This window comes from Algoriphagus sp. NBT04N3 (assembly GCF_019443765.1).
GTDB lineage: Bacteria > Bacteroidota > Bacteroidia > Cytophagales > Cyclobacteriaceae > Algoriphagus > Algoriphagus ornithinivorans.
In genome coordinates, this window is record NZ_CP048415.1 from 3,987,086 (window position 1) to 4,008,824 (window position 21,739).

Annotated in this window: 20 protein-coding genes and 2 tRNA genes; 3 read left to right on the top strand and 19 right to left on the bottom strand. The window is 39.5% G+C overall.

All coding sequences use genetic code 11. From position 1 onward, the window contains the following. Nucleotides 1–6: 6 nt before the first annotated feature. From GYM62_RS17355 to mutS, 10 genes are all read right to left on the bottom strand, one after another. Nucleotides 7–1,185 (bottom strand): hypothetical protein, encoded by a 1,179-nt coding sequence (locus GYM62_RS17355; RefSeq protein WP_219957352.1) that lies wholly within the window; start codon nt 1,183–1,185, stop codon nt 7–9. Between the two features lie 139 nt (nt 1,186–1,324). Further along, nucleotides 1,325–3,829, bottom strand: a complete 2,505-nt coding sequence (locus GYM62_RS17360) for a hypothetical protein (protein ID WP_219957353.1) — start codon at nt 3,827–3,829, stop codon at nt 1,325–1,327. Between the two features lie 68 nt (nt 3,830–3,897). Further along, a complete protein-coding gene (locus tag GYM62_RS17365; RefSeq protein ID WP_219957354.1) occupies nt 3,898–4,629 on the bottom strand; it encodes a tol-pal system YbgF family protein in 732 nt (243 codons plus the stop codon). Further along, nucleotides 4,629–5,186 (bottom strand): RNA polymerase sigma factor, encoded by a 558-nt coding sequence (locus tag GYM62_RS17370; protein ID WP_219957355.1) that lies wholly within the window; start codon nt 5,184–5,186, stop codon nt 4,629–4,631. The genes GYM62_RS17365 and GYM62_RS17370 overlap by 1 nt, the downstream gene beginning before the upstream one ends. 71 nt (nt 5,187–5,257) lie before the next feature. Further along, complete coding sequence (locus GYM62_RS17375) at nt 5,258–6,439, bottom strand: serine hydrolase (RefSeq protein ID WP_219957356.1); 1,182 nt, start codon at nt 6,437–6,439, stop codon at nt 5,258–5,260. A 53-nt stretch (nt 6,440–6,492) separates the two neighbouring features. Continuing rightward, nucleotides 6,493–9,663 (bottom strand): CHAT domain-containing protein, encoded by a 3,171-nt coding sequence (locus GYM62_RS17380; protein ID WP_219957357.1) that lies wholly within the window; start codon nt 9,661–9,663, stop codon nt 6,493–6,495. A gap of 369 nt (nt 9,664–10,032) precedes the next feature. Continuing rightward, nucleotides 10,033–10,116 (bottom strand) — tRNA-Leu (locus GYM62_RS17385). 85 nt (nt 10,117–10,201) lie between these two features. Further along, a tRNA-Gly gene (locus GYM62_RS17390) sits at nt 10,202–10,274 on the bottom strand. Nucleotides 10,275–10,414: 140 nt separating this feature from the next. Further along, nucleotides 10,415–11,212: a LuxR C-terminal-related transcriptional regulator gene (locus GYM62_RS17395; protein ID WP_219957358.1), complete on the bottom strand. Its 798-nt coding sequence runs from the start codon at nt 11,210–11,212 to the stop codon at nt 10,415–10,417. A gap of 48 nt (nt 11,213–11,260) precedes the next feature. Continuing rightward, nucleotides 11,261–13,864 carry a DNA mismatch repair protein MutS gene (gene mutS, locus GYM62_RS17400; RefSeq protein WP_219957359.1) on the bottom strand — a complete coding sequence of 868 codons (2,604 nt, stop codon included), beginning with the start codon at nt 13,862–13,864 and terminating at the stop codon, nt 11,261–11,263. A 79-nt stretch (nt 13,865–13,943) separates the two neighbouring features. Between mutS and GYM62_RS17405 the strand changes: the two genes are divergently transcribed. Further along, nucleotides 13,944–14,483: an RNA methyltransferase gene (locus GYM62_RS17405; protein WP_144605979.1), complete on the top strand. Its 540-nt coding sequence runs from the start codon at nt 13,944–13,946 to the stop codon at nt 14,481–14,483. Nucleotides 14,484–14,499: 16 nt separating this feature from the next. Here GYM62_RS17405 and GYM62_RS17410 read toward each other — a convergent pair whose 3' ends face one another. The 9 genes from GYM62_RS17410 to GYM62_RS17450 form a co-directional block, all read right to left on the bottom strand. Then, nucleotides 14,500–14,916, bottom strand: a complete 417-nt coding sequence (locus GYM62_RS17410; RefSeq protein WP_144605977.1) for a hypothetical protein — start codon at nt 14,914–14,916, stop codon at nt 14,500–14,502. Nucleotides 14,917–15,100: 184 nt separating this feature from the next. Next, on the bottom strand, nt 15,101–15,556 hold the full coding sequence (locus tag GYM62_RS17415; protein WP_219957360.1) for a PaaI family thioesterase: 456 nt from the start codon (nt 15,554–15,556) through the stop codon (nt 15,101–15,103). A 120-nt stretch (nt 15,557–15,676) separates the two neighbouring features. Then, the gene (locus GYM62_RS17420; protein WP_219959479.1) at nt 15,677–16,525 is read right to left on the bottom strand and encodes an IS3 family transposase; all 849 of its coding nucleotides are present in this window, start codon (nt 16,523–16,525) and stop codon (nt 15,677–15,679) included. Then, the gene (locus GYM62_RS17425; protein WP_219956869.1) at nt 16,495–16,872 is read right to left on the bottom strand and encodes a transposase; all 378 of its coding nucleotides are present in this window, start codon (nt 16,870–16,872) and stop codon (nt 16,495–16,497) included. The genes GYM62_RS17420 and GYM62_RS17425 overlap by 31 nt, the downstream gene beginning before the upstream one ends. Nucleotides 16,873–16,933: 61 nt before the next feature. Next, complete coding sequence (locus GYM62_RS17430; protein ID WP_144605973.1) at nt 16,934–17,497, bottom strand: hypothetical protein; 564 nt, start codon at nt 17,495–17,497, stop codon at nt 16,934–16,936. Nucleotides 17,498–17,509: 12 nt separating this feature from the next. Continuing rightward, complete coding sequence (locus GYM62_RS17435) at nt 17,510–18,925, bottom strand: pyridoxal-dependent decarboxylase (RefSeq protein ID WP_219957361.1); 1,416 nt, start codon at nt 18,923–18,925, stop codon at nt 17,510–17,512. 7 nt (nt 18,926–18,932) lie between these two features. Further along, nucleotides 18,933–19,691, bottom strand: a complete 759-nt coding sequence (locus GYM62_RS17440) for an SDR family NAD(P)-dependent oxidoreductase (protein WP_144605970.1) — start codon at nt 19,689–19,691, stop codon at nt 18,933–18,935. A 12-nt stretch (nt 19,692–19,703) separates the two neighbouring features. Beyond that, a complete protein-coding gene (locus GYM62_RS17445; protein WP_144605968.1) occupies nt 19,704–20,246 on the bottom strand; it encodes a YfiT family bacillithiol transferase in 543 nt (180 codons plus the stop codon). A 5-nt stretch (nt 20,247–20,251) separates the two neighbouring features. Beyond that, on the bottom strand, nt 20,252–20,950 hold the full coding sequence (locus GYM62_RS17450) for a ComF family protein (protein ID WP_219957362.1): 699 nt from the start codon (nt 20,948–20,950) through the stop codon (nt 20,252–20,254). A 79-nt stretch (nt 20,951–21,029) separates the two neighbouring features. Here GYM62_RS17450 and GYM62_RS17455 point away from each other — a divergent pair, with 79 nt between their 5' ends. Continuing rightward, a complete protein-coding gene (locus GYM62_RS17455) occupies nt 21,030–21,371 on the top strand; it encodes a carboxymuconolactone decarboxylase family protein (RefSeq protein WP_091653386.1) in 342 nt (113 codons plus the stop codon). 5 nt (nt 21,372–21,376) lie between these two features. Next, a complete protein-coding gene (locus tag GYM62_RS17460; RefSeq protein ID WP_144605965.1) occupies nt 21,377–21,739 on the top strand; it encodes a hypothetical protein in 363 nt (120 codons plus the stop codon).

Here is a 21,739-nt window from a genome sequence, read left to right on the forward strand (position 1 = left end):
AGGGTCTTATCTCCAAAGCAGATTGAGCCCAAAAGCAAACTGGAAGGTATCATCGGCGAAAATGGCCGGATGGGTGTATATTTCTTCATTCAGGGAAGTAATCTGCTTGCCGGTGACCAGATTGACTTCTATGTCGAAGGGCATTTTGCCATCGGTGAGCTGATAGGTTGGAATCAGGGTACCATAGCCCCAAGAAAAGCCGGCTCGATTACCGGTCACCCAGATATCCCCATCGGATTGAATACCCGAAGGACCTTTTTCGGTGAAATATCCAATCCTGAAGGCCAGTCTTTCGAAAAACCAAGCCTCGGCACCGACCCCAAAAGCGGTACTGAGTTCATGATCAGTGTTATTTTTGGGACCTCCAGGAAGGTAATCCTGAAATTGTAGGTCGAGTCGCAAGTCTATAGCCTTATCGGTCCCTTCGAAGTAGGCCTTATCTGCTGTCAGACCTAAATTTAGCGGAAGCTGAAAAGAGAAACCGGCACCCAACCTAAGAATGATGGGCAAATATCTGTCAGAAACCCAACTCTCGTATTCTTGATTGGTCTCTCCGTTAAAAAGGAAGTTGGAGAGGGATAAAGCTCCAAAAAACTGCTGGTCTTGTATTTTTTCGGACTTGAAAAATTCTACCGGTCTTTGATACTGAAGCCCCAAACTAGGTATAAAGTCGGAATTCGTCTTTTCTCCATTCACTGCATTTTCCTGCATCAAATTAGCACTCAAACCAACCTGAAGGCCTTCTACCACTTGGTATGATGCCAATAAAGAAATAGCATGTTGAGAAAAGAAATCCGTGTCGAAGGTTTCGCTACCAATAATGGTTGTCCATACTGGATCAGGATTTTGGTAGCTGAAATAAGAAATGCCTAAAGAGAATTTTTCTTTCAGCTTGAATGCTCCACCTACGAAATAGTACCTGGAATTTGGACGGTAGGAGTGTCCATTTGCGTAGTTGGCATATGCTTGAATCGGGGCCATGGAACTCCCGATAGCTGCAGGATTATAAAAGGAATTTTCGATTCCGGCTCTTGTCAGCGTGGTGAAACCCATCCCCTGGGCTCGGGCACTGGTGGATTGATTATTGTACAACCCAAAGTAGCCGGGAGGATAATAGTAGCTAGTTTGGGAAAAAACAGGACAGGACAAGAAAAACCCGAAGAGTAGAAAGAATAGCTTTTTCATAAGACAAGTAATTAGTGGTTTGCTTACTCATCGTGGGAAATTGAAAAAAGTCATCAAAGAATTTTATAAAAAAGTCATTGGTGTAGAGAGAACTCACTTTATCACCAATGACTTTTCTACGCTCTTAAGCTATGCATTCTTAGCCAGGATCTTTTAGCCGGATAACCACTTGAGCTTTTCCCACAAATTTAGATTTCACCTCTGCAGCAATTGCTCCACAATTTGGTGATCCAAGATTTACAGGTCGGCTTTCAGTTTTGAAGGCTACAATAAATGCTCGGTATTTTCCATCCTCTTCAGGTGTCTTATTTGCACTCCAAGAAGCTGTCTTGCCTAGAAAGTTTCCCCCTGGAGTGAGATCTATAATTTTTGCTGTGTAGGAAACTGCATTGGGCTCAGGTTCAACCAGAAACTGCAATCTTGACCCGCAGGTGTAGAATTTGTCCGTGTTGTTTTGGAAACTGGTAAGCGTAAGGTCTACTGTAATGATTTTGATGTTATCTGAATTGTCTATCTCAATATCCAGGCTCAGTTCCTCGTAAAGAAAATACTCCCCATCTACTGCTGATTTCTCATAAATTCTCGCCTTGACGGTCTCCCTTCCTTTTTCTGTGTCCTCATCTGTCACTAGATAATTGATGGCATTATCGTCATAGGTGGTAATGACTGTTCCATTTTCGGCAAACTTTACTAATCGTCCATGTTTCCCTTCAGTGGACCAAACGACCTTTTTCCCAGTAAAGTCAGCATCGCGTTGGTTGACTGGCTCGATGTAAAGTTTGGCTGTATTTATCTGATCCTCCTTGCCGGAAAGTACTAGACCTCCCGGTTTCAGGATATAGGTGCTCTTTTTCAGATTGAGGACAGTAGTGTCCCTCCCTATTAGCTGATTTTTGTAATAAGCCTCCACATAGACATATTCGAAGTTGTTTTCTTCAGGTAGATCTGAGGCGCTGGTCTCGGAATAATAAGTGATTTCTTTGTCCGAACTGTCAAATGACTTACCCTTGTTACCTTTTTTGTCCTGGATGTAGCCGTATTTTCCAGAAGTGCTCCATTTGAAATAGGGGAAATTATCGCCCCCTTCTTCTTCTAAATTTTTGATTTCGGCTTTGATTTCTTTGTTGCCACGACTGGAAACGGTGGCTTCGGCAGGAAGGAGGCTGACTTTGGCAGAGCGGGCTGTGACTGTCCATTCCTCAAACTGACGGGAATTTCTAAAATCTAGACCAATTCGAAGAAAATCTCCTGCTAAAAGCGCAGAATTCAATACTTTGAGCACTCTTCCTGCACTTTCAAAAACCTCATCATATTTACTGGCATCTACTTTGGGAAAATCCTTCACGTAGTTTTTTCCAAATTCGGTCATGATGTCAAAGCCTGTGAAAGCCATCTCCTTGAAAGTAGATTCAATTAGGCCTGTTTCCACTTTTTCTATTCCTTTTTTCAAGGCAGCAGCATATTGACCTTTTTTTATTTCATCATAAACATCGGGGCTAGCCTTTAAAAACACTTCAGTCTTTTCGATAAAAGCCTCAACTCTACCATTTTTAATATCAATCCCACCTTCTTTCAGATCTCCCTTGTACCCAAAAATCTCCATGATGAGCGGGAACATAAAATCGATGGCAAAAGTCTCCACTTCCAGCCGGGTCAATTTGAGGAACTCTGCTTCGGTTTTTGGATTGGTCGAGCTTATTCCTGGGCCTACGATATGCAGCTTATACTCAGCCTCACTTTCCTTATCTTCCAAAGGCAAGGATGCTGGACCACTTGTTTTCGCTGCTATTTCCGATTGTGTATTTTCCACCAGACTGCCCAGTATCCCTGTTAAAGAATTGGCAGCTGAGGCTGGGTCAATGGGAAAATCCTCTTTGGCTGGTGTACTGCCTCCTAAGTTGGTTATAAGAGTTGTTTTCACCCCGGATTCATCCTTTGAAGATACTTTATACAGGAAAGCATGCGCTCTTCTTCGATAGGAATTGGTGACGGAAATTTTTCCCAGGTCGCTTTCAAAAACCTGAATACCGCTTTTGATATCTGCCGCATCTACTTGAATATCGGATACTTTAGCTCGAATATCCAATTCATTGGGTTCTGGCATGATTTGCTTTAATACTTCCTTCAATGGCTCAACAAAAATCCCCTTGGAAAGTATGAGTGGATCTTGCTTCCATAATCCTTCAAATTCTTTTCTCCAGGAAACTGCGGGAGAAATTTCATCTATTTTGGCAAAGAAACTTGGGGCATTTTGTCCGGGAATTAACCATAAGCGGCTTCCTTGGTACAATAACACATCCGCTGTGGTCTGAGGAGATATTTTGTTTTGATCACTTGAAAGGTACCCCATCAGGACTATTTCCCCATTTTTGTCCAAAAGAAATGTAACACTGCCCTCGCCGGGAGTAGCAATAGCCTTTACTTTACCTTCATTTCCTACCGGAAACCTTTCACCAAATGAAAGCAATTCCGCCCCAGTTAGGTCCAAAGAGCTTCCCTCGGGCAAGACAATCTGTACATCCTGAGTCTCATAATTTCCGGCTGGGTTTTCTCCCACAGTAGGATCGGTAGGATTAGCAGGTTCGGTGTCTTCCTGACAAGAAATAGTCAAGGCTACCAGAAAGAATAAAAGTAACTTTTTCATAAGATAAGTAAGAAGTGGTTTACTTACTCATCGTAAGAGATTCAAAAAGTCATCAAGAATTCTAAGAATTAATTTTGAATTTCTTTTAAAAGTGCCTGAGCCTCTGGTCTATCAAGATTAGACAACATAAGTTTTGCTGGATCTAATTCTCCATTCTTCAGATAAATCAAGGCCAAATACCAACTCGCATCCTCCTTGAATTCAGAGGCGTTTTCATCTGCAACCTGCTTCAAGAGTTTCTGCGATAAATCATAGTTTCCCAATTCCAGATTAGCCATTGCCACAAAATAGATCAGCGTGTCATCTGCAAATTCCTCTTCAAGAAGAAGGTTCCATCGTGCCAAAGCTTCCTTATACTTTCCTTCTTTATAGTCTACCATCCCACGGTCAAATTCGTAGGAATCCGAGCCCGACATGGCAGTAATCAATCCAGGGTCTGTCTGGTAGTAGGCAGCGAAAAGCTTTTCATTTGGACTTTGGAATACGCTCTGAATACCCCACCAACTCACCAAAATCAGTATTAATGAAGCGGCTATTGCTAAAATCCAACGGGAAAGTGAAGCAGATTTGGTCGGCTTTTGGTTTACAATTTCTTCATGTATTTTTTCCAATTCTACTTTAAACAAATAGGCCTCCAAGTCATTTTTAAGAATTTTGACTTCCTGAATTTTCAAACTCCATTCTGGGTCTTCATTTTCTGAATGTTGAAACGCCAGTGATTGCTCTTTGGTAAGTTTTCCATCAAGCCATGCTTCAATCAGCTCGTACTCTGAAGGTGTGATTTTTAAATTATTTTCCATCAGGATTTGATAATTTTCCGGAGAGTTTCCATGCAGCGATACTTATTGTTTTTGGCCGTTTGAGCGGTCCAACCAAAGCTTTGGGCGAGGTCCTGAAGTGAAACTTTTTTAAAATAAAACAGCTTCAAGAGTTCCTTACAACTTTCTCCAAGCTGCAAAAAAGCCTTTTCCAGCTTTTGAAGCCTTTGATCTTGATCCTCACCTTCTTGATTATCTGAAATTTCCAACAAAGAAGCATTCAATGGCTGCTCAACTTTGTATTTCCTTGAGCGAAGGAAGTCTAGCCATTTGTTTTTTGAAACCTGGTAAAGAAAGCCTTGCAAAGCTGTATTATTTTTAGGAGAGAAGTCTCCAGCATTCACTTGTTGCCAAACCGACAAATATGCCTCCTGAAATATATCTTTAGCTTGATCCTCGTCTCCACTATTCTTTAAAATATAGTTTCTCACTTTGGGGAAAGTTTCCTTATATAAGGAAGACATTATTTTCCTGTTCTTCTCCCTGAGTCCTCTTACGAGTTCTTCTTGCGATAGCTGATGAATTGAATCTTTAGGCATACTAAGCTAGTTGCCAAAAAGATACAAGTAAATCTACTTTATCCCAAGAGCTTTTGGCCGGTTAAGTTCTATTAGAATTGATCAATGTCTTGATAATTATTGATATTTTTAGTTGTCAGGTTAACCATTAAAGCATTGTGTGCATTGGCAAAATTTGTATAGTTAGCTTGAGTGTAATCTGCGTTTCCGTTGAAAATAATTGCTGCTGCCATCCCATTAGCATTAAACATATATCCTGATCGGGTACCCGGTAGGGCTCCAAAAAAATATTTAGACTGATTAAAACTTGCTACGCCATTTGCAAAATTGGGATTAGGAGCCGAACCTTGGATAAATTGGTTATAAAATGCCGGCTGCAATAGATCAGGTCTTGACGGACTTCCATCGACTGCGGTTACGAATCTTAGTAAATCAGGAGCTGATGTAACCAATCCTCCATCACCGTCTCTCCTTTCTATATTGAAATTATATTCAAAGCCTTTTGTTCCACCTTGCCCATAATATACCGCCTCGTTAGGCAGCCTTCCCTGCGTGCCGTTTTTTCCATAAGCAGTTGAAGCCATTTTGAGAGGTCCCATAATTCTTTCCTTTACAAATTGAGAGAAGCTCTTTCCGGAAACTTCTTCTACGATTCTAGCTGCAACGAAATAGTTGGTATTGATATATAAATATTGAGTCCCAGGATCAAAAGTCAGGGATGCATTATCCATCATCCAATCGAAGAAGCCAGCGTTGGTTCTTTGTTGCTCATAATCAATTGCATCCCGATTTCCATTAACTACCCAGCCTCCGGTAGTCATTTGAAGAAGGTGTTTAACTGTGACTTGTTTCACTCGATTAGAATAGGGTTTACTGCCGAAGTTTGTTCCTAAAATTGCCCCTTCTCCAAACACTTTATCTTCTAGAGCGATTTTTCCATCTTGCACCAATAACATTATTGCTAATCCTGTAAAGGATTTGGATACACTTGCCACTCTCATTTGAGTTCCGATCTCCATAGGTTTATTTTGAGATTGATCGGCTAAACCATAAGCCTTTTGATATACAAGCTTTCCATTCTTAGAAATTGCCAAACTTGCCCCTGGGATATTATATTCAGAAAGGAAGTCCTCGATTTGAGAATCAATTTCAATTAAGTCTTTTTGACTGGGTATTGGCTGGGGTGTTGGTTCTGATTTTTCTGAGCATGCAATAGAAAAGATGAACAGAATGAATAGAAGAATTTGGGATGCATTTGAAGTTTCGGTTTTCATTTCTAGAAAGATTAGGTTCTTTCCTTCACATCGAGTTAACCTCTAATTTGTCATCAATTTTCCTTTAATTTCTTTCTCAAGATCCAAAAAATAGTCATAAAGATTAATCCTGAGCTAAAAAGTATAATCCACTTTTCTGATTTTGCTTCAATCTCCACCGGATCAGGATTACCCAAAATAATTAAACCTGTCCAAAAACTAGGATCTAATTCTCTTCCATTGGCTTGAGCTATATAATTCAATTTTGCTTCTCTTAGTGCTACATCCTTTGGCAACCCTTCTTCAAGAAAACTGTAAAAGTCATCTGCTATATCAACACTGGTCTTTTCGTCAATTTTGCCTAAGCCTATAAGCATGGATTGAGTCCCTGAATAATTAAATGCATGAGCTAAGGATATCATTCCCTCTCCTGCTGCATAAGTAGGCTTGCCAGATTCACAAGCAAGGAGCACTGCTAATTCCGAATTTAAATTCAACTCATATATTTCACTGGCAAAAAGCTCGTGAGGTTCTAGAGGATTCTCTGTTGACTTAGCAAAAACCAAATGTGTATCACTTGGATTGACATTGCTAGAAAAGGCATGGGTGCCAAGGTGAATAATTCGGGATTTTCCAGCTTCTTTCTTGAAGTTGCTAACAGTCGATTGACCTTCTAAATATGTTTTTGATTCAAATTTGGAGGAAATCTCTTCTACCAACCTTCGTGTAAATGGTTGTGGAATCAATTCCAGATAGTTTTTATCCACATACTGTTTATCAAAAAAAGCCGCTTGATAGGTTTTTTTCATTCCATCAAAGAACCCAGGTGCAAAAGCAGCTAATTGTGTCTGGTAAGATGTTCTTTTTTGCTTTTCCAGCAAAAGTAGACTGTATTGATATGAAAAGCTATGATCCTGGATCAAAGAGTACTTTACAAGTTCAGACCATTGGTTAACTGCTTGTTTACTGAGTGCATCAAAACTCAAATTAAATAATAAGCCTTCAGGGATGATTGTTATTCGATGAGTTTCTAGATGGGGTCTAATGGGTTCCCAAACTAATTGATAGATTTTGTGGAAAACTAAGGGCTGAAATTTATTTTTTGATGATTGATCAGCTAGTGTTTCCAGAATAGGTGAGAGCGATTTCGTATTTAAGGGTATTAGTTTTTTGTATTTTTCTTTTATCACCAAAACCATCCAGTCCTGACCTACCTGAAAGTAGCGAAGATAGGTCATACTTGGATCTAGACTGGAATAAACTCTCTTCAGCGCGCTTTCGCTTGTCTCAAAATGAAGCTGATAATATTTGGGATAATGTACTCTCAATGAATCAAGAAAATCTACCCATTCTTCTTTAGCTTTACTATAAGCTACCAGGTTTTTCCCTTCATCGAGAAAAGATTTTTTAAGTTGATCTTTTAGATTTTCTTCGCGCAGGAGAATTTTCGTAGGAATCCCTCCAAATTTTACTGATTGGTTTTTTTGAAGCCTAGAGCGAATTTGCCTATAGCGCGCATGCTCATGATATGTCAGTAATCGATCCAGATAGATTTCTTTTCCTGACACCTGATAAAGATCCAATTCGATTTGTTCCAAAAATTCAAAGTATTCCCGGTTTATATCAAGCTGAATACTGATGTCTGAAGGCTCGAAAAGAAAGTCTGATTGAGAGTCGATAATTTGAAGGCCCTCCAGAAGTTCTTTTTCAATAGATTTTAAAATTTCAGCACTTTTATTTTCTAACTTATATAGACTTCTATTTTTAATAAGGATGATCTTAGGTTTAAGAAATACGGCTTGGATTGAATCTTGAACACTATTCCTCCGATTTATTAGTCTATTCCATAATTCGAAAGTACTATTTGATACCCTTAATGCCTCCGAATATTGGCCTCCTAACTCGTGAATTGCTGCCTGATTTAAAGACTGATTAAAGTCCAAAAACAAATTGTCCGAATTAATTTCCTCGAGGTATTTCCTAGCCTTTTGCGAAAGGGAAATGGCCTCTGCAGTTTTCCTGTTTTCAGCTAAAAAACGTGAGAAATTTTTCAAAAAATCCAGATATATCACATCGTACTCCCCTTGAAGCTCTTCATCAAAAATCAATTTGGCCTGACGATATAAGGAATCTGCAACATCTTCATTTTGAAGAAAATCCTCCATCCTAGCTAAAGTATGAAGAGCATCTCCTTGCCAATATGAACTTTCTTGGTCAGTGTTTTGAAGTCTTCCTAGGCCATCTTCTAAGTACCTCTTAGAAATTTCAAGTTCTTGAATATCAAAGTAGATTTGGCCTAAAAGAATACGAGACTTGGTAGTAGCTAAGTCATTTTCTCCCAATTCCTCGATTTTTCTCCGAAAGGAAAATTCCAAAAGTTGCTTTGCCCGACTATAATGCCCCAATTGCTTGTAGAGTCCCGCAAGATTATCGAGGGAACTCAAATAGTCTTGAAGTACTTTTTGATATTCAATGGCATCTAGATTGGTAGCCATGTATTTTTCCCGAAAAAGGATTGTTTGATTCATCGACTTTTCTGCAGCATTGAAATCGCTTTGAGCCATTTGAACCCCTGCAAGATTATTCAGGATAATACTTTTTCGATAAAGCTGGTTCCTTGGGCTTGGTTCGAGTAGATCTATTGCCTTTAAAGTTTTTTCATAATAGTAGGCTGCAGAATCTAAGTTGGAAGTAAAATAGGCGATGTTTCCCAAGTAACTATTGGCGAAGTAAATATTTTCTGGATCTTTTTCGGAAAGGTTTAAACTGAGGACTTGGGTTAAATGCTTTTTGGCAGCCGAAAGATCCATGTTTTTTATTGCAAGCCCTCCTAAATTGAGGTAGAGATCAGCAAAAATTTGTGGCTTCGATCCTGACTCTTTTCTCGCCCAATCTAATGCAAGCAGTGTAACCTCATAGGCTTTACTAATATTTCCAGTATACTCATACCAGTTGGCAAGACTTTTAGCTAATTTCCTCTGAAAACTAGGTTCAATTGAGAGTTTTTTCCAGTTTTGGTAAGTAAAAAGGAGCTTTTTGTTACCATCACTTTCTGGTTGAATGGCCCTTACAACACGACCATATAACACCAAGTATTCAGGTAAACTGTCAAACTGCATGTTCCTTTCAAAATCCTGAATATAATTTTCAACAAGTTTTAAGGCTTCTTTTTGTGCCCCGTTTTCTAACAATGAGTCAATAATTCCATCAGCAGAACCCTTTTGACCAAATAGTTGAAACGACAAAAAGAAAAAAAGAATTACTAAGAGCCTTCGCATTTGAAATAATAAGTAGTAAATAATCAAACACTCATCGAATAAGTTAAAAAAAGTCATCGAAAAAAGGAATTGATTCCTTTCTTCAGATTCAATAATTAGCCCACTTCTTCAAGATTTATTTGTTAAAGTAAGGCAAGAGCATAATATAGGAAACTCAGATTTCGCTTAAAAAATCACAATCATTAGAAAAGGACCTTCGCAAAACCTAAAGGCCTCTTGGCTGTACCAACTTGCTAAAAAGTCTAATGATAATTTTAATGGCCTGAAGTATTTTACTCTATTAAATTACTTAAGAACTAAAATACAAAAAGCCCCACATTTCTGTGAGGCTCAATGTACCAGGAGCGGGACTTGAACCCGCACGTCCAAAAGGACACAAGATTTTAAGTCTTGCGTGTCTACCAATTCCACCATCCCGGCATTACCTATAAAAATTATAGGCTGTCTTTTGCTTGTTAAAGCTATGGCTTGAAACAACAAAGCCCTCTTTCAAGGGCTTGATCTGAGCGAGAGACGAGATTCGAACTCGCGACCCCGACCTTGGCAAGGTCGTGCTCTACCAACTGAGCTACTCTCGCTTATTTCAATATCCCAGATCTTTGTCTGAGCGAATTGTGGATGCAAAGGTAAGCTCCTCTTTGATTTTTACAATAATTCTGACTGGAATTTTTTTAATAATCTCAGGAATTTTAAGGATCACACTGATTTTCAGCAATTTTTAAAATTCATATGAGGCCAAGATTTTAACCATCTCAGCCACATTTTTCGCTCCCAGCTTTCGAAGAATATTCTTTCTGTGGGTTCCGACTGTATTGATAGAAATATTTAATTTCTCCCCAATATCCTTTGATTCCATTCCTTCCAGCATCAACTCAACCACCTCTTTTTCCTTCTTCGTCAACTTGACCTCCTTGTCATTTGGAGAATCTTTAGATACAATGATTCGGGTACCATCATCTTTAGTGTAAGAATAGTTCCAATCATAACCCTTGTATTTAGGTGGTGTCAACAGCTTGACGATAATATGTAAGTCCATGGCAAAATTGCCATCCTTATCAATCAAATAAGGTCTTACTTTGGCCATCATCCAAGATACTTCACCGGAGGTTCGATGAACCCAGCGCGTGATATAGGAAAATTCAAAAGAATGTCTCTCATTCAAACTTAAACTGTGAAAGGCATCGAAAACAATCTTTTGGAACTTAAACAGCTCCTCCCGATCATCAGGATGCACCATGGTAAAAGAAGTTTCCATCCCCTTTTTGCGGAACATCTCCTCCGGATACCCTGTAAGCTTTTCAACCTCCCCAGTAAAAAAGGCCAATTTTAGATTTCTATAATCAAAACAAGCTATCAAAAGCCCCTCGTTCATGCCAATACTTTGGCTTAATGCCTCGAGATTCTCTAATAGTCTTCTTTCGTTGGGATGAGCTTTAAACTCCTGCTCCGCCCAATTTTGGAAGAACTTAGTATACTTATCTTGTTTTTTAAGGTCCTTTAGTAACACCTTATCCATAGAACATCTCTCTTTTTGCAGTCAATATACTAAAAAACTGATTTTTAATTATTCTATAGTTTTCTTCACTTCATGCAACTTGAGCAAGGCCTCAATTGGAGAAATTGAATTTATATCGATTTGATCCAAAAGTTCTTTAGCTTCTTTGAACTTAGGATCCATCTCAAACATACTAAGCTGATAATTATTTTTTGGGACAGAACTAAGAGACTTTTTGCCCTGGTTCATGGCCTTATCCTTTTCAAGATGGGACATGATCTCTGCAGCTCTCAAGACAACAGGGTTTGGCATTCCTGCCATTTGAGCTACATGAATACCGAAGCTATGTTCGCTGCCGCCTTCCTTCAGTTTCCTCATGAAAATCACCTTATTTCCCACTTCTTTTACAGCCACATTAAAGTTTTTTATCCTTGGAAAATCCTGCGTTAGCTGATTCAACTCATGATAATGGGTTGCAAACAAGGTTTTTGCCTTGAAAGTAGGATGATTATGAAGGTACTCGACAATTGACCAGGCTATGGAAATTCCATCATAAGTGGAAGTTCCTCGCCCGATTTCATCCATCAAAACTAGGCTTCGATCTGATAAATTATTCAGAATGCTAGCCGTTTCGGTCATTTCAACCATAAACGTTGACTCACCTTTGGATAAATTATCAGAAGCCCCAACTCGAGTAAATACTTTATCAATAATTCCGACCCTAGCGAAAGAAGCCGGGACAAAAGATCCCATTTGAGCCATTAAAACTATCAACGCGGTCTGTCTTAACAGTGCCGATTTACCTGCCATATTAGGCCCTGTAATGATTATTATTTGCTGACTGTCATGATCCAGATAAATATCATTTGGAATATATTCTTCTCCTGCTGGTAATTGCTTCTCAATCACCGGATGCCTTCCGTCTTTGATTTCTAAAGTTTCGGTATCAGATACTTTCGGGCGGGAATAATTATTATTTAGAGCAACCTGTGCAAAAGATAGGAGCGCATCCAGGGTGCCAACTATTCTGGCGTTTTGTTGAATTTGAGTGACAAATTGAGCTGTTTCAGCAACTAAGTCCTGAAAATATTTTTGTTCCAGAGCGATCATTCTGTCCTCTGCATTCAGAATTTTTTCCTCGTATTCTTTGAGCTCAGGGGTGATATATCGCTCAGCATTGACCAAAGTCTGTTTTCTGATCCACTCCTGAGGTACCTTATCCTTATGCGCATGGGTTACCTCCAGGTAATAACCAAAAACTTTATTGAAGGCAATTTTCAAAGAGCTGATCCCTGTATTTTGGATTTCCCTTTGCTGAATTTGAACGAGAAAGTCCTTACCCTTATTCGCTAAGTTTCTGTATTCATCCAACTCTGCATCTACGCCATCTTTGATCACGCCTCCTTGATGAACTAGCATCGGTGCATCCTCTTGAAGCTCCCTTTCAATTTTCTCCAAAATGTATTCGCAGGGATGGATTTGATCAGCCAATCTTTTGAGGGTAGGGTTTTGCTGATCTTTGAGAAGAGTTTTTACAGGCAATATCGCTTTTAAAGCCCGACGGATCTGATTCATTTCCCTTGGATTGGCCCTTCCGACCACCACTTTAGAAATCAATCTTTCCAAATCACCTATATGGCGCAAATGAGCCAATATTTCGTCTATCAGGATAGCGTTTTCATGGAAAAATTCAACCACATTCAGGCGTTCTTCAATTGGAGATTTTTCCTTCAAAGGAAGAACCATCCACTTTTTCATCATTCTTGAACCCATCGGAGTTACCGTCTGATCCAAAATTTGAATCAACGGAACGCCTCCATCATGCTGTGGGAATACCAATTCGAGGTTTCGGATGGTAAATTTGTCCAACCACACGTACTTTTCTTCAGCAATCCTCGAAATAGCCGAGATATGCTGTATTTCTCTATGCTCAGTTTCTTCTAGGTAAAAAAGGATCGCTCCAGCCGCCACTATCCCCATCTCCAGTTCCTCTATCCCAAAACCTTTGAGGTTGGCCGTTTCAAAATGGGTTTTGAGCTTTTCATAGGTATAATCAAACTGATATACCCAATCTTCACAATGAAAAGTGATGTAATCGTTTTTAATCAGATCATGTGCTGTTTTCTTCGCAGCTTTTGAAAAAATAATTTCCGCAGGCGCAAAACTTTGCAAAAGCTTTTCCACATAGCTGGAATTACCTTCAGCACACATGAATTCCCCTGTTGAAACGTCCAAAAAGGCTATTCCATGTTTATCCTTTCCAAAGTGGATGGATGCCAGGTAATTATTTTTTCTGGTGTCCAGAACTTGGTCATTGTAGGAAAGGCCCGGAGTTACTAATTCTGTAACTCCTCTTTTTACGATTCCTTTGACCGATTTGGGGTCTTCCAGCTGATCACAAATTGCGACACGATTTCCTGCTCGAACCAATTTAGGAAGGTAATTATCCAGTGAATGGTGTGGAAAACCGGCCAATTCTATATGTGAGGCCGCACCATTGGCTCTTTTAGTCAAAACAATGTCCAAAACCTTGCTGGCAATTATTGCATCTTCACCAAAAGTCTCATAAAAATCACCCACACGAAACAAAAGCAAGGCACCAGGATGCTTCGCTTTGATCGCATTATACTGCTTCATTAGCGGGGTTTCTTTTCCATCTTTGGATTTACTCATGGGTTCGGCTAATTTCTCTTAAATTTGGGGGAACGAATTAAGTTTGAAAATAGCCTATAAGCAAGGGAGATCAAAAAAGATGAAGAAATTAAGTATGGAAGAGCTGGAAAGGCTCTCCGTTGAAGAATTTAAGGAAACCAAAAAATCACCCATTGCTCTGGTTTTGGATAATGTAAGAAGCCTGAATAATGTAGGATCGGCCTTTCGGACCGGGGATGCATTCAGAGTGGAGAAGATTTATCTCTGTGGAATTACTGGAACTCCTCCTCATCGTGATATACAGAAGACTGCCTTGGGAGCCACAGAGTCTGTAGAGTGGGAATATTGTCTGAATACCATGGAGGCTGTTCACAAATTGAAGGCGGAAGGTTATCAGCTTTGCGCCTTAGAACAAGTTGACCAATCCATACTTCTAAACGAGTTCAAGCCAGAACCTAATAAAAAATATGCCTTGATTTTCGGAAATGAGGTTTTTGGAGTAGAGGAGGAAGTTTTGAAAGCTTGCAATCAAGTCTTGGAAATCCCTCAACTTGGCACAAAGCATTCCCTGAATATTTCTGTTTCCTTGGGAATTGCAGTCTGGGATCTGATGGTAAAATTGGAGGCTTTCGATTCCTAAAAGCCCCCAACTCCGATCAGTTTTTCAGAAAGCGATATCTAAAGCCTAAAGATCCTCTTAACAAGGCTCCATTTTGGAATGAAACCAAAGGTGCCGCTTCAAAATGAAAACCAAATTCTTTTTTAGCAAATGGGTAGTAATTAATCCCGGCAGGAAAAACAAGTCCCGGAAATAAATTAGCTCTTCCTCCAAATCCCAGGTAAATCTGAAGGTCCTCATCAGATTTGACCATATAGTTCGCAACTAGCTCCAAACTCAGAAATCGTGTGAAATTATTGGCCCCTAGGCGAAACTCCGGAATCCATTTTTCACCTAGCTGCTTATTAATTCCCAAAAAGGGTAGATCACTCTGATGATAGGAAACAGTCCATTGGGCCTGAGACAAAAATGCAAAGGAAACGCAAAAAATAAGCGTCAGTAAAATTTTTTTCATATGATATAATTTGTTTTTAAAGGGCCATATAGCTTGTCCCGAACTTGATTCGGGACAATCTCGCACAGGTTCCCCGATGCTCGATTTCATGTAATAGTAGTTTTTAAGGATATGCCAGAAGAATCATTCCAATTGAATTCTAAAGGCTTTATTTAAATTGATTAAAATTTAATTGTATTTGATATTAAAAACCTAAATCACTCAGCTTAACGTGGGTTTTGATCATATTTGAACTTGCTTTTGCCACAATCTTGCCTGAGTCTTTCTGGATCACTGCTTCCCAATGGTTCAGGTTTGAGCCCGAACGGATTAACTCTGCACTTACCTCTAAGACTTCTCCAATTTGAGCAGGAGATAAAAAGTCCACATTCAAATTGATACTCGTCATCAGATATTCTGAGCCGGCAACAAAATTTCCCATTCCAATTACGTCATCCAGCATTAGCGAGGCTACTCCACCATGAAGGATTTTGGCAGGATTGCACATTTCCGCTCTTACAGTGTAAGCCACCTTGATATGCTTCTCACTTACTTCTTTCAATGTACCAGCCAACCAGTTACCTGCTGCTGATGGAGTTTGATCCAAGGTTTTACCCACAAGAGACAGAAATAATTGCAATGCCTTTGACTCTTTTTCCATTAATTAAGAATATTTTTTTGTTTTTAAAAGTTTAAAAATAAAGAGGTATGAACATTATTTTGTGATAAACTCTAAACTCAATGAACCAAAACTGCTCTTTCCGCTTGAAAGTTGGACTAGTTATGCAGCGATTTTAAAGTTATAAAATTCATTTGGTGTTTTCATTTCTAATGCAGAATGTGGTGCATATGTATTGTATTCATTCATCCACTTCTGTATTTGCCTGTGTACGGTTTTTGGATTATCCAGGCAGCTCTCATAGACATAATCTCGTTTAAATGTAGCATTGAAGGCTTCACACATCCCGTTTGATTGTGGTGAATAGGTTGGGGTATTACAATCGATTATATTCCAGGATTTCAAGCTGGCTCTGAGCTTTTTTTCAATGAATTCCGGTCCATTGTCATGCAAAAACTGCAGTGTATCCGGTTCAGGCAAACTCTCTCCAAAGCGGATATGTAAGGCTTCTTGAACCATTAATTCAATATCAACTGCCTGCATATGTTTTCCTGCTTTCCAGGCGATGATGGACCTGTCACAACAGTCGAGAAGAAAGGCCACCCGGAGCTTTTCCCCATTCCAGCATTTAATCGAAGTGATATCACTAGCCCATCGCGTATTAGGTGTTTCTACTGCTATCTGCCCTGTATGGGATCTGCTGCTGCCTCTGGTTCGGTGTCGGGTAATCAACAACCCTTCTTCCTTCATGTAGCGGTGCACCATGTATTTGGTCACGTTGAGCCCATAATCCCGTTTGAGCAGCGCCTTGACCCGGGGTACCCCATAGGTGGATTTCTTTGCCGTGATTTCTACAACAGCCAGTTTCATCTGCTCACACAGTTCTTTTCGCACTGTCCTTTTTCGTTCAGGATAGGGCTTTGCTTTATAATATACAGAGGATTTGGCGACTCCCAGTGTCTTGATAATCCTATTCATGCTTACTCCGAATTGTCTGGATAACGATTCAATTTCTTGTTTCGAAGTTGATCCATCTCTAACTTTTTTTTTAGGATCTTAATATCCAAAGTAGATTCCCCGAGAGCCTTCTTGAGCTCTTCATTCTCTTTTCTAAGCATTTCCAATTCAGCTTTGGAATGTAGGTCACCTTGATTTTTGATACTCATAATGGCTCCTGATTTAGCAAGTGAACGCCAGCTATACACCTGACTGGTGATCAGCCCGTGTCGGCGACAATATTCAGGACAAGATAAGCCAGAACTTTCCCAATCTTCTACAATAAAGGCTTTTTGTTGTGAAGTGAGTAGCTTTCGACCACCGGAAGAAAGTCGCGCGTTTTTAAGTAAGTCTTCGATCATTTTGTTCCTAAGTTTAGGCAACAAAACTGGTCCAGTTATTTAAGCGGTTAGGAACAAAACTTTATTCCATCAAGCGTGCGTAGTCTTCAAATACTTGCTTGAGCGCCTCTTTTTCTGATTTTTTTTTCCAAATCGGAATTTCTATTTCATTTTGGACTAAAGAAATCATTTTTCCACCTTGAATCAAAGCCTTTAGTTGATTTATTGCTGACAAATGATCTGATTTATTTCCATTTTTAAAAGTGAAAGTTTCTCCGCCCGATTTGATTTGAATGGGCCAATCAAAATTTTGGGGCTCAAGGTAAAGGTAAGCCTCATCTTTGGGCGGATTTAAAATAAGTACAAGTTGAATTCCCAGGTCTTCATTTCCAACACTTAGATCTTCATGTCTGAACAAAGTCATTCCTGCATCTGAACGGATTTCTCTATCATAATTGATGGCTTTCATATTTAAAAAATAGATTCTAGCAGCATCACTCATCCGAAAGGTTAGGTCATCACCCGTATTGTTGGCTCTTCTTGAATTGAAAAAGGAAAGACCCAAAACCAGCAAAATGGAAGCTATTCCGAATATTTTGATGATTTTCAGTAACTCAGGAGTTAAAACCGGATCTTTTGCAGCCATACACAGATAGTATTAAAGAATGCTTTGAAGCTTTTCTTTTAATAAAACCCATGCACTTTCAAGATGTTTTTGTTCCACATCGGTCTGCCCGATTACCCAGCGAATGACAAATTTACCCTCGAGTTTAGTATGTGAAAAAAATGCCCTTCCACTAGCATTGACTTCATTCATCCACTTTTCATTGATAGCATTTAGCTTTTCTACTGATAAATCTGCCTGAGTATATCGAAAACAGATTGTGTTGAAATTAACTGGAGCCAAAACCTCCAGGTTATCTTGCTTGATTATCCATCCCTCAACTGTTTTTGCCAGTTTTAAATGATTTCTGAGTTTTTCCCGAATTCCTTCTAATCCATAAGTTCTCAAGACAAACCACAATTTCAGAGCCCGAAATCGTCTACCTAGTTGTATGCCCCAGTCTCGGTAATTGTTAACTTCATTGTCCAGTTGAGTCTTTAGGTATTCGGGTGTGAGAGAAAATGTATTGACCAAGTATTGAGGCTCCTTTAAGAATAGGACGGTACAGTCGAAATTAGTGAACATCCATTTATGAGGATTGAACACATAGCTATCCGCTTTTTCATGTCCTTTCATCAAATGCTGATATTCTGGCAAAAGTAAGGCTGTACCTGCAAAAGCAGCGTCTATATGATGCCATAGGCCATGTTTTTGCGTGATTTTACTGATCTCATCGATTGGATCAACGGCAGTTGAGCTGGTGGTACCCAAAGCAGAAACCACGCAAAGTGGATAAAAGCCATTTTTCAAATCTTCCACTATCGCTTTTTCCAATTCCTCAGGAATCATGGCAAATTCCTGATTTACAGGGATTCGAACTAAATTTTGAACACCTAAACCTGCGATCTTTATCGCCTTATCGATTGATGAGTGAACATGGGAAGATGAATAAACCCGAAAAACCATATCCCCAACAAAGCCCTTTTCATTGATTTGATAATGACTGGCTTTTTCTCTTGCCGTTAATATAGCGCTTAAGGTAGCGGTGCTCGCAGTATCGTGAATGACTCCTTTCCAGGATGAATCTATTCCTTTGGCATCCCTCAACCAATCACAAACTCTTTCTTCCAATTCCGTGGCTGCGGGCGAGGTCAACCAAGACATGCATTGAGCACCCAAAGTTGACATCAGCATTTCTGCCAAAATAGAAGGTTCTGAATTATTCGCCGGGAAGTAGCCAAAAAAGGCGGGATGCTGCCAATGCGTCATTCCAGGAAGAATTATTTTTTCAAAATCCTCAAAAATCTGATCGAATGATTCTCCCTTCTCAGGGGCATTTTTAGGAAGCTGATTGTATATCGTTTTGGGCTCTGTATTGGGTGTAACCGGATATTTTTCCTTCTCCTCCAAGTAATCTGCCATCCAATCAACTAACTGATGGGCTCTCTTTCTAAATTCCTGCTTATCCATAGGATTTTTATCTCACGTAAGATCCTGCGTTGATATCAATTGAAGTTCCTGTAGCATGATCAGCCAATCCAGAACAAAGCAAGGTGACCATAGGAGCAATGTCCTCAGGGAGAGTCAGCTCGTTCAAGGCAATATCATTTAGCGCAAAATCCTCTCCGTACTCCGATAAAATCTCATTTGCCATGTCTGTCCTGGTAAACCCTGGAGCAATTAAAAAGGCTTTAATGCCTATTTTCCCATAATGCCGTGCAATTGACCTTGTCAAACTTACCAAGGAGCCTTTGGATGCCGCATAGGCCAGATAATCGGTAGTATCTCCTCGAAAAGCTGCTCTAGAAGAAATAGTAATGATCCGACCGTTCTGCTGGCTTTTAGCCTGATCAACAAACTCTTTACAAAGAATTCCAACTGCTGTGGAATTAATCGCCATGGTTTTTTCCCAAATTTTCAGCCATTCATCGGTAGGCAAAGTATCTTTTGCAGGAATAGAAACCCCGGCATTATTCACCAATCCGGTTAATGGCCCATATTTTTTTATTAATGCAGGAATAAAACCCACTACTTTTCCGGAATCCGATAAATCACAAGACTCCATGAATCCTGGAGTTTTGAATTGACTCAACAAAGACTCTGCTTCCTCAGCATTGGAATTAAAATGGACGATTACTTCAGCTCCAGATTCAGAAAGTTGACGAGCTATAGCTCTTCCTATGCCTCTGGAAGCACCTGTGACCAATATTCTTTGGTTTTTTAGAGAAATGTTCATGATAGCAAAATATTATTTTGTAACCCAGTTCTCCCGAATGGCCAAGTGCTGAATATGAGCGAGATGGTGTTGGGAGTGCCAACTGTACATCAAAGCAACTTCCAAAAGGCTTTGTTGCCTCTTATTTTCCGGGTGATAATAGGTTTTATGGAAATCGCTCAGCTCCATTTTTTCCAGAAGTACTACCCATTTGAAATGTATGATTCGTATCAAATCCAAAGAAGGATTTACTGCAAGATCATAATCAGACATTTTGGCCCATGCAGCCTCATCATAAGGTTTGATAGTAGGGTTATCTTCCGTCAAAGCCAATTTGAAACGGATAAGAGCATTCATGTGACTGTCAGCAATATGATGGACCACTTGACGAACAGTCCAACCTCCAGGCCGGTAGGGAGTGTTTATTTGAGATTCATTGAGATTTCTCAATGCCTTATTTAGGTTCTCGGGCAGTAATTTTATCTGTTCGATCGCCTCTTTGAGATTTTCCTCGGCAGATTCAGGATCAAACTGAAATTTTCCGATAGGGTACTTTAAATGCTCTATATCAATCATAGGGTTTAAATTTTGCCTCCTGCGGCTATGGTTGCTAAATCTACGTTTTTTGCCCCATTGGCCAAAAGTACATTTGCACTGGAGCATAAAGTTGCTCCGGTAGTAATGACATCGTCCACTAGTAAGATGTTTCTGTTTTGAACTGAAATATTGCTTTTTAATTGAAAAACCTCCTCTACATTTCCCATTCTTTCCAGTCTGCTTTTTTTGGTTTGAGTTTCTGTTGCTACTATTCTCTCTAAAATATTCTCCATTTGAATACCCAGACTTTCAGCAAGCCCTTTGGCAAATTCCTCACTTTGATTGTATCCCCTTCTTTTCAGTTTCATTCGGTGTAAGGGTACCGGAACAATGCAGTCCCAGCTTTTTGAATAATCTTGTTTTAAGAGTAGTTGACCATACTTTTTACCCAAATAATATCCGACTTGAGGCTTATTTCGGTATTTCAGCTGATGAAGTAAGCGCTGACTTTTACCATTTTTTGTAAACTTCAAAAAGGCCAAAACTCTTAAAACCCTTGTCAACCCCTGCAATTTATCCTTCAAATCATTGTCAGTTGCCCGAAGATGATAGCTAGTTATTGGAAGTTTGCCTTCACAAATCGTACAAAGACAAAACTCGTAGTCGAAAAGAGCCCTTGTGCACAGCTCGCAATTGCGGGGAAAAATTAAATCCAAAAAATCTTTGACAAAAAGTAAACGCATACGCATTAGTTGCTGTTATTCAAACTGCTTGCAGAATAGCTGTATATTTGCGGCAGATTTATCCTAAACCATTAATTTAATGAATCTTATAGAGGAATTCAACGATTACAGAGCCCGCATGAATGATAAAATCATGGCCGCGGACAATAAAGTGATCAAGCGATTTTTCAATCTTGACACCAATGCTTATGCAGAAGGTGCTTTGGATATCAAAACGAAAGAAATGATCGGTCTAGCCTGCTCCATGGTTTTGAGATGCGACGATTGTATCAAATATCATTTGGGAAAATGCCACGAAGCTGGGCTCAATTCCAAAGAAATATTTGAAGTATTCTCCATCGCAACATTAATAGGTGGCAGCATCGTCATTCCTCATTTAAGAAGGGCGACCGAATATTGGGAAGAACTTGAAAATCAATAATATAAGTGTTTAAAAAAGATCTAGACCTGGAGAGAAAATGGTCCAAACTATTGGTTGGGCTGGAAGATACTATTGGGAAAAAACCCAAAGATCTCAATGGAGTTTTATTTCTAATAGGTGTTCAGGAACTAGGAAAAGGGGCCAAGACATTTTCAAAGGAGCAAAAGCAGGATTTGATGCATATTGCTGTTTGCAAGGTCTTAAGTCTAGCAGGATTTTACGAATTGGATTTTGTAGATCAAGAAGGCTGGCCCCATTGGAAACTAATAAAAGAACTTCCTCACTTCGATTTATTGGAGCAGGAAAAGCTCCTGAAGATTCAGGTTTTGGAATATTTTGAAAAAGAGTACCAAATAGAGATTGATTAA

What these genes read in the sequence shown, in the direction of transcription:
- GYM62_RS17375 (WP_219957356.1), bottom strand. Translation starts at nt 6,439, where the DNA reads ATGAAAACCGAAACTTCAAATGCATCCCAAATTCTTCTATTCATTCTG.
- GYM62_RS17355 (WP_219957352.1), bottom strand. Translation starts at nt 1,185, where the DNA reads ATGAAAAAGCTATTCTTTCTACTCTTCGGGTTTTTCTTGTCCTGTCCT.
- GYM62_RS17435 (WP_219957361.1), bottom strand. Translation starts at nt 18,925, where the DNA reads ATGGATAAGCAGGAATTTAGAAAGAGAGCCCATCAGTTAGTTGATTGG.
- GYM62_RS17405 (WP_144605979.1), top strand. Translation starts at nt 13,944, where the DNA reads ATGAAGAAATTAAGTATGGAAGAGCTGGAAAGGCTCTCCGTTGAAGAA.
- mutS (WP_219957359.1), bottom strand. Translation starts at nt 13,864, where the DNA reads ATGAGTAAATCCAAAGATGGAAAAGAAACCCCGCTAATGAAGCAGTAT.
- GYM62_RS17430 (WP_144605973.1), bottom strand. Translation starts at nt 17,497, where the DNA reads ATGGCTGCAAAAGATCCGGTTTTAACTCCTGAGTTACTGAAAATCATC.
- GYM62_RS17370 (WP_219957355.1), bottom strand. Translation starts at nt 5,186, where the DNA reads ATGCCTAAAGATTCAATTCATCAGCTATCGCAAGAAGAACTCGTAAGA.
- GYM62_RS17425 (WP_219956869.1), bottom strand. Translation starts at nt 16,872, where the DNA reads ATGATCGAAGACTTACTTAAAAACGCGCGACTTTCTTCCGGTGGTCGA.
- GYM62_RS17440 (WP_144605970.1), bottom strand. Translation starts at nt 19,691, where the DNA reads ATGAACATTTCTCTAAAAAACCAAAGAATATTGGTCACAGGTGCTTCC.
- GYM62_RS17410 (WP_144605977.1), bottom strand. Translation starts at nt 14,916, where the DNA reads ATGAAAAAAATTTTACTGACGCTTATTTTTTGCGTTTCCTTTGCATTT.
- GYM62_RS17395 (WP_219957358.1), bottom strand. Translation starts at nt 11,212, where the DNA reads ATGGATAAGGTGTTACTAAAGGACCTTAAAAAACAAGATAAGTATACT.
- GYM62_RS17450 (WP_219957362.1), bottom strand. Translation starts at nt 20,950, where the DNA reads ATGCGTTTACTTTTTGTCAAAGATTTTTTGGATTTAATTTTTCCCCGC.
- GYM62_RS17365 (WP_219957354.1), bottom strand. Translation starts at nt 4,629, where the DNA reads ATGGAAAATAATTTAAAAATCACACCTTCAGAGTACGAGCTGATTGAA.
- GYM62_RS17415 (WP_219957360.1), bottom strand. Translation starts at nt 15,556, where the DNA reads ATGGAAAAAGAGTCAAAGGCATTGCAATTATTTCTGTCTCTTGTGGGT.
- GYM62_RS17455 (WP_091653386.1), top strand. Translation starts at nt 21,030, where the DNA reads ATGAATCTTATAGAGGAATTCAACGATTACAGAGCCCGCATGAATGAT.
- GYM62_RS17360 (WP_219957353.1), bottom strand. Translation starts at nt 3,829, where the DNA reads ATGAAAAAGTTACTTTTATTCTTTCTGGTAGCCTTGACTATTTCTTGT.
- GYM62_RS17445 (WP_144605968.1), bottom strand. Translation starts at nt 20,246, where the DNA reads ATGATTGATATAGAGCATTTAAAGTACCCTATCGGAAAATTTCAGTTT.